This is a genomic window from Algibacter pectinivorans (assembly GCF_900112595.1).
GTDB classification, from domain to species: domain Bacteria; phylum Bacteroidota; class Bacteroidia; order Flavobacteriales; family Flavobacteriaceae; genus Algibacter_B; species Algibacter_B pectinivorans.
Genome location: NZ_FOMI01000018.1, coordinates 1 through 4,733 on the forward strand (window position 1 = coordinate 1; position 4,733 = coordinate 4,733).

At 32.2% G+C, this 4,733-nt stretch carries 3 protein-coding genes; 1 reads left to right on the forward strand and 2 read right to left on the reverse strand.

The genetic code is table 11. The annotated features are described in order from the left end of the window. Nucleotides 1-449: 449 nt before the first annotated feature. Nucleotides 450-680 (reverse strand): (4Fe-4S)-binding protein, encoded by a 231-nt coding sequence (locus BMY96_RS15775; RefSeq protein ID WP_092853957.1) that lies wholly within the window; start codon nucleotides 678-680, stop codon nucleotides 450-452. 94 nt (nucleotides 681-774) lie between these two features. Continuing rightward, complete coding sequence (locus tag BMY96_RS15780) at nucleotides 775-2,364, reverse strand: peptide chain release factor 3 (RefSeq protein ID WP_092853959.1); 1,590 nt, start codon at nucleotides 2,362-2,364, stop codon at nucleotides 775-777. A 277-nt stretch (nucleotides 2,365-2,641) separates the two neighbouring features. Between BMY96_RS15780 and BMY96_RS15785 the strand changes: the two genes are divergently transcribed. Next, nucleotides 2,642-4,733, forward strand: a 2,092-nt coding sequence (locus BMY96_RS15785; protein WP_245750674.1) for an Ig-like domain-containing protein, incomplete at its 3' end; no start/stop codon positions are given.

The window sequence follows — 4,733 nt, forward strand, 5'->3', positions numbered from 1 at the left end:
CAAGCATAATCTTAGGTAATTTAATTGTATCTATTTTTATTAATAGTGGTGCTCAAAATAATTCTTTATGAGAAACCACCAATGTCATTAAATTTTGGACCAACTTGCTATTTTAAATTTCATTGAGAAATATAATTTTTTTTTTTAAGGTATTAGGTTTTTTAGAAATAAAAAAGCAGGACATATATTTTTATACGTCCTGCTTTTTTTTTGATTTTTGGAAGGTATTTATAATTCTTTCTTCAAAATAATAATTTATTATGTAAAAATTATTTTTAATAAATTTAAATTATAGTTCACAAAAAACCGCCCTTCATAAATGTATGTTTAAGCTATTTAAAAGAATTTTACATGTATGAGGTTGTATTGGTCTGTAAAATACTCTTAAATCGTTTTATTTTGATTTTATCTGATTTTTGGATAAATTTTTAAAGAAATAGATTAAAAATTTAATAGGTAGCTTTTTCTTTTAATCGAAACTTTAATGCACCAGAAGGACATTTTTTTATTTGCTTAATTATTTTATCTGTATCGGTATGTTCTAAATTTATCCAAGGGATTATACTATCGCTAAATACTTCCGAAAGGTCTTTTGAACAAATTCCAGATAGTTTACATATTCCAGGGTCGTAAGTTACTGTAAGGTCTTGTGTTTTAAATTTTTTAGACTCAATTTTCATTTTTCTATCAATTTGGGATTGACTATTACGTTAAGTGCCTTATTGGTTATTAGCCTTTTTGTTAAAATGGTTTTATTGTTTATTTATTTTAATATTATTCGAATTCTGAAGTAAAGTGCAGTTTAATATTTGGATATTTCTGCTGCGTCATTTGTAACGAAAATGCAGAATCTGCAAGAAACACTAACTGGTTTTGCTTGTCTTTGGCTAAAAAACGTTGTTTAATTCTAACAAATTCCTTGTATTCATCTGTTTTTGCATTTTTAGGATCTACCCAACATGCTTTATAAACATTTAAGTTTTCATAGGTACATTTTGCACCATATTCGTGTTCTAGCCTATACTGTATTACTTCGTACTGCAAAGCGCCAACCGTTCCAATTACCTTTCTACCGTTTAGCTCTAATGTAAATAATTGAGCAACACCTTCGTCCATTAACTGGTCTATACCTTTATATAGTTGTTTAGATTTTAAAGGGTCGGCATTATTTATGTATCTAAAATGTTCTGGAGAAAAGCTAGGTACACCTTTGTAATTTAATACTTCGCCTTCTGTTAATGTATCGCCTATTTTAAATGTTCCGGTATCTTGTAGGCCAACAATATCGCCAGGATACGAGATATCTACTATTTCTTTTTTCTCAGCAAAAAAAGCATTTGGACTTGAGAATTTCACTTTTTTGTTATGACGCACATGTAAGTACGGAGTGTTTCTCTTAAACTCACCAGAAACAATTTTTATAAAAGCTAGCCTATTGCGGTGGTTAGGATCCATATTGGCATGAATTTTAAAAACAAAACCACTAAATTTATTTTCGTCTGGTTTTACTAGGCGTTCTTCGCTTTGTTTTGGTCTTGGTTTTGGGGCAATCTCAACAAAACAGTCTAATAGTTCTCTAACTCCAAAATTATTTAATGCCGAACCAAAAAAGACAGGTTGCTGTTGGCCATTTAAATAATCTTCTTTATTAAAGGAAGGATAAATACCTTCTACTAATTCTATTTCTTCTCTTAAAGTATTAGCGGCTTCTTGTCCAACTAGTTTATCTAATTCTAGCGAAGATAAATCTGAAATCTCAACAGTTTCTTCTATATCCTTTCTACTATCACCACTAAAAAGATTTACGTTTTTCTCCCATATATTATAAATCCCTTTAAAGTCGTAGCCCATACCAATAGGAAAACTAAGGGGTGTTACCTTTAAACCGAGTTTTTGCTCAACCTCGTCTAATAAATCAAAAGCATCTTTTCCCTCTCTATCCATTTTATTAATGAATACAATCATTGGTATGTTACGCATGCGGCAAACTTCAACCAGTTTTTCGGTTTGTTCCTCTACACCTTTTGCAACGTCAATAACAACAATAACACTATCTACAGCGGTTAATGTTCTAAATGTGTCTTCAGCGAAGTCCTTATGTCCCGGTGTATCTAGTATATTAATTTTAATGCCATTATATTCAAAAGCCAATACCGATGTAGCTACCGATATTCCACGTTGGCGTTCTATTTCCATAAAATCACTAGTGGCTCCCTTTTTTATTTTATTACTCTTTACGGCACCAGCTTCTTGTATGGCGCCTCCAAACAATAATAGCTTTTCGGTTAGAGTCGTTTTACCTGCATCTGGATGTGAGATAATTCCGAAAGTTCGTCTGCGTTGTATTTCTTTTAAAAAAGACATAAAATTAAATTTTGGCAAATATACTTCTTATAAAGTATTTTTGTGACTTTGATATTTTTTTTGTGTCTATATTATTAGTTTATGTTATTATTTATAATCTTTTAAAGATTTTAATTAATAATTTTTTAATTGTTAAATAGTGTTAATTTTTTTTTAATTTAGCGCTAGTATTATTTTGTATAGTATTTTTCTTAAAACTATAGTTTTAAAGACTTGCTTTTGTATGATTATTTTGTAAACCTAATAAAAAGATTTTTATAATTCACCCCCTTATAATATGGTAAATTTTACTCGATACTCCACTGCCTTAAAATTAAATTTATTTCTTTTAGTTATAGGTTGTTTTCTTTTAAATAGTTTAAATACGTTTGGTCAAACGCAACCGACATTTAATTTATCTCAAGGTCCTACGTTATTAGCTAATGGAGCTGCAGATGAGCAAATAGGTGCAAAATACATTTACCAAGATATAGAGTTTTCTGCGGATGGTATTTTAATAGATGCTATTGTAACAATTGTTGATAAAGTTAATGTAGATGAGCCAAATGCGGATTCTTTTACCGTCGATTCAACACTTGGAGTAGATGACAGATTTGAGCCTACAGTAAATACTGGAGCTGGTGATGGCTATGTAGAGTGGCAAATAGAGTTTGTGTTAGATGGTACTGTTACTGATGCAAATGATGTAGGTGTAAGGGCTAGATTGGAAAGTTTTGCTGTAGAGGCTATTGATGTTGATGGTTTTGAATATTTTGAAGTAATAATTACAGATTCATACACGATAGAAGGAGGTAATACGCCTGCTACAGAATTGGTTGTTTCTCAAAATGGAGTTTGGACTAGGTTTCAAAGTGATACTGATTTTGCTCCAGGTATTAGTCCAGGAGATACTCAATTCGCGGTAAGGGTTAATTATACTAATATTAGTACTATTAATTTTAGAAATGGAAGTTCTAATAATAGTAATAATAGACAGAATTCTATGACGTTTCTTGGTGAGGTTACTTTTGATGTTGAAAACACTACAAATGTAAACGAGCCGCCATTTGTTATGGATAATAATGGAAATGTTATAAGTTCTAATAACTTGTTTACTGGTAACGTGCTAACAGGTTCAGGTGATTCAGATGGTAATTTAGACCCAACTACAGTTAGACTGATTGATCCTAATGATCCAAGTAATCAAGGTGTTGTGGGTAGTCCATTAGTTGTTAGTGGAGTAGGTGTTTATACTGTTGATAATAGTGGAGGTATAGTCTTTACTCCTGAAAAGGACTATGTTGGTGATGCATCTATTTTATTTTCGGTAGAGGATGATTTAGGTGTTAGTTCCGATCAAGCCACTCTAGGAATTACATTAGTAGATCCTTGTTTAGGAGGGATTTCGGGAACGTTGGTGTGGGAAACAGCACCAACAAGCAATAGTGAATTTGATTGGACGCCTGATGGCGCTTTATCAAATACGTTTAATGATATTTCGGGAACAGGCTTAAATTCTACCATTACATTTACAGGAGATACTTCTACATTATCAGCGTGGAATTTTGGTACGGGTAATACACCTGAAGTAAATGTAGATAATGGTATTGAAGCTTTACAGTTTTTTACTAGTGGATTTGACGCCTCAGGAATAACAATTACAATTGCTTTTTCTCAACCTGTAAATGAAGTTGAATTTGATTTGTCGCATATTAATGGTGCTGGTCCCAACGGAGACGCTTATACGATTTCAGCCTCTGAAGTCGGAGGAAGTACACTTTTTCCATTGTTTACCGAATCTGCTAATCCATCATATACTACTAATAACTTTGGTTTTATTGATTCCAATGATAATAGTACTTTTGGAGATAATGATGAAGTTGGTGTGTCTTTTTCAAGTTTAAATGGTATAAACTCCATTACTTTAGTTTGGGATGAATGTACAGCTTGTAATGCTGGGACTGTTCATGGTTCTGCTATTCAAGATATTAGTTTTTGTTTTTCTGACGACACGCCTGTGGCTGTTGCTGATACAGTAAGTGTAAATGAAGACGAATTAATAGCTATTAATATTTTAAGTAACGATGATTTTGGAGATAATGGACCAAGTAGTAGTGCAGTTACAATAACGAGTGGTCCAACCAACGGAATTGCAACGGTAAATGATGGAACTACACCGAATGATCCAACGGACGACACTATTGATTATACACCTAATGCTAATTACAGCGGTTCAGATCAATTAACTTATGAGATTTGTGATGCTGATGGAGATTGTACTACAGCAGTAGTTACTATTAATGTAGATCCCGTAACGGATGCTATTGTAGATGCTAATGAAACAGTAAGTACAAACGAAGATACTCCAGTAAGTGGAGATTTATTTTCTA